Source organism: Chryseobacterium sp. 2TAF14 (assembly GCF_052115105.1).
Lineage (GTDB): Bacteria > Bacteroidota > Bacteroidia > Flavobacteriales > Weeksellaceae > Chryseobacterium.
This window is the reverse complement of sequence record NZ_JBFRGA010000254.1, coordinates 1-3035: the sequence shown is the minus strand read 5'-3', so window position 1 is coordinate 3035 and position 3035 is coordinate 1. Positions and strand designations below refer to the sequence as shown.

At 36.1% G+C, this 3035-nt stretch carries 2 protein-coding genes and 1 pseudogene; all 3 read right to left on the bottom strand.

The features are described from left to right. Window positions 1–211: pseudogene (locus AB4Y90_RS16995) on the bottom strand (esterase); the annotation flags it as partial. An 87-nt stretch (window positions 212–298) separates the two neighbouring features. After that, the gene (locus AB4Y90_RS16990) at window positions 299–1510 is read right to left on the bottom strand and encodes an ATP-grasp domain-containing protein (protein ID WP_441558752.1); all 1212 of its coding nucleotides are present in this window, start codon (window positions 1508–1510) and stop codon (window positions 299–301) included. Between the two features lie 140 nt (window positions 1511–1650). Continuing rightward, window positions 1651–3035, bottom strand: a 1385-nt coding sequence (locus tag AB4Y90_RS16985) for a M17 family metallopeptidase (protein ID WP_441558751.1), incomplete at its 5' end; no start/stop codon positions are given.

Sequence of the window (3035 nt, the reverse complement as noted above, 5' to 3'; positions counted from 1 at the left end):
CATCAATGGTTTGAACGTTATATAATTTCACTTTTCCCTGCTCAACAAAATAATTGATGCTGCTGTTCAGGTGAAAATCATGATTTTGAGTATATAATCCCTGCGAAGTTGGAAACATGATAATCGGGTAACCATAATGTCCTGTAATTTCCACTTTAAGGCTTGTTCCTAAAATATGTGAGTAATAATCTGTGTGTTCTATATGAGGCATAATTATAATTTATGATTTATAGTTGATAATTGATGAATGATAATTAGTGATGAGTTTATCAATTACCGATTATCATTTATCATTCATTTAACTTGAAGGCTTGTCTTTCGGAGGAATTACATTTAGCATTTCTGCATGAATTTTCTCCGCTGCAGAATCCAGTTTTTCCTGTACAACAGCAGAATCATTTGATTTGTAAACAATTCCTACATGATAATCAATCGGGAGAAATTTCACCACTTCTTCACACTCAAAATCTTTATAATTCGGAGCTAAATCTTTGATCAATGCGACAATCAATCCTGAATAATATCCTGTAGGCTTCGACACTTGATATTGCTTTCCTTTTAGCATTGCATCTTCAATTTTTGCCCATTCACACCAGATATTAATACTGCTTGAAGCTTCTACCAAATCAGGAATATGGGCGCCTCCAACTCTTGAGGAAGTTTCGAGGAAATACCATTTTCCGTCTTCTTTCCCACGAATAAATTCGGTATGAGTTGCACCGTAAATCAATCCGAAATTCAATAAAACTTTAGCATTCGCTTCTTCCAAAGCTTTAAATTYGTCAGAATAGCGCCCTAAAGTACGGGTTCGGAAAACTCCGCCTTCATGTGATACCTGCATTGGTGGTGCAAGATATTTCGAGGCAGATGTGAAGACAACCTCTTTATTAAACATCAAGCTGTCTACATGGTAAACATCGCCCGGTTTAAAGCTTTCGAGAAGAAACAAGTGTCTTTCTTCGCCCAGTTTTTCAAGGGCTTCCCAAAGTTCTTCCTGGGTTTTCAGTTTTTTGATTCCTGAAGCAGAAGCTTCTGAACGTGGCTTCAAAACCCACGGCGGAGAGACTTTTTCTGTGAAATCTTTTACTTCCTGATTATTAAATACAGCAGTAAATTCAGGAACATTGATGCCGGAATCTTTCGCCTTTTGACGCATTGCCAGTTTGTCTCTGAAATAGCGGTGCGTCGTTTGTCCCATCCCAGGAATACGGAATGTCTCACGAATCAGCGCTGCTTTTTCTACATCATAATCATCTAAAGCGATTACGGCATCTACTTTCCGGGTTTTCATCAGATGAGAAAATCCCTGAATGAGATGATCTAAATTCCATACCGAAGGTTTAAGCTCCGGCATATAAAAAACCTCATCGATAGCGTGCCACGGCCAGTTTTTTTCTTTTAAATTTTCTGATGTTACGAGAATGATTTTATTGCCGAGCTTCTTCATCTCGTCCATAAAATCATACCCTTTGTAATAGCACGAAATACATACGATGGTTTTTTCCTTCATATAACGATTTTTAAATTTTATTAAATTATAAAAAATAAAAGCTTATGATTATTGATTATTTAATATAAAAAAATTACAATCAGTGTGCTTTTGAAAATTGCTAATCAAGTATAAGAAGAAAAATTTAAAAAAACTAATTTTTAATGATAATTTTCGATTAAATCGGCCAGTAATTGTACTCCAAAGCCGGTTGCGGCCTTTTCTTTTGCGTATCCTACATTGCCAAAAGCAACTCCTGCAATGTCGAGATGTGCCCAGTTTGGGTGGTTTCCGATAAACTGTTCCAGAAATTTTGCGGCAATGATGCAATCTCCGAGAGGTTTCATTGAAATGTTTTTAAAATCAGCAACATCAGATTTAAAATCATCAAGCCAGACATCCCACAAAGGCAGATTCCATAATCTCTGGTTGGTTTGATCGCCGGTTTTGATAAAGAGGTTTTTAAGTTCTTCATTATTTGAAAACATGGCTCCACAAGTATCTCCGAACATTCTTACCGAACTTCCCGTAAGTGTTGCAATGTCAATTAAAATATCGGTTTTATAATTTTTTGAGAGATAAGAAAGGCCGTCTGCAAGAGTCATTCTTCCTTCCGCATCGGTGTTTAAAACTTCAATTGTTTTTCCGTTGTAAGCGGTGATTACATCACTTGGTAAATAGGCCTTTTCTGAAATTGCGTTGTCGGTAATCGGTAAAATCGCAGTAATGTTAACGGGAAGTTTCATTTGTGATGCATAAATCAATGCTCCGAGAACGGCAGTTGCACCTCCCATGTCCGATTTCATGTAATGCATATTGTCTGAATTTTTCAAAGAAATTCCGCCGGTATCAAACAAAACGCATTTTCCTACAAGCCCGAATGTTTTGGCATTTTTCTCGGTCGTTTTATATTCTAAAATGGTAAAAGCCGCATCATAAGCACTTCCCTGATTTACAGACAAGAAAGCTCCCAAACCAAGCTCTTCGCATTTTTTTCTATTAAAAACGGTATATTTCAGCTGATTTTTTTTGGCTAAATTTTTCAGGTAAGCGTTGAAGATCTCCGGCTTTTTTAAATTAGCAGGTTTATTGAGCCAGTCCTGACAAGCGGTTTGTCCTTCACAAATGGCATCTGTTCTTAAAGAAATATGATCCAATTTTTTCTGGCTTAAATTTCCAAAATGAAGCTCGAAAGACTGATTCCAGAAAGCGTGGGTTTTATCAAAAGGATAGTTGTAAGTTCCCAATAAAAGCCCTTTTATAAATTCTTCAAACTGTTTTTCATTAATAAAATCGGCAATAAATAAGGTTGGTACAGTCTGGATGTTTTTTTTCTGTGTCTGTGAAAATTTTATTCCGACTTGCTGAAATTCAAAATTCTGTAAAGTTTCTTTTCCAAGACCTATGTAATAAGTGATGGTTTCTTCGCCGGTTTCAACAAAAACTTCCTGCTTTTTTCCTGCAAATAAAAGAGCAATATTTTTGTTGAAATTTTTAGCATTTAAAATCCAAGATTCTTCTGTAAAAAGCCTGAAAACCTGAGGGT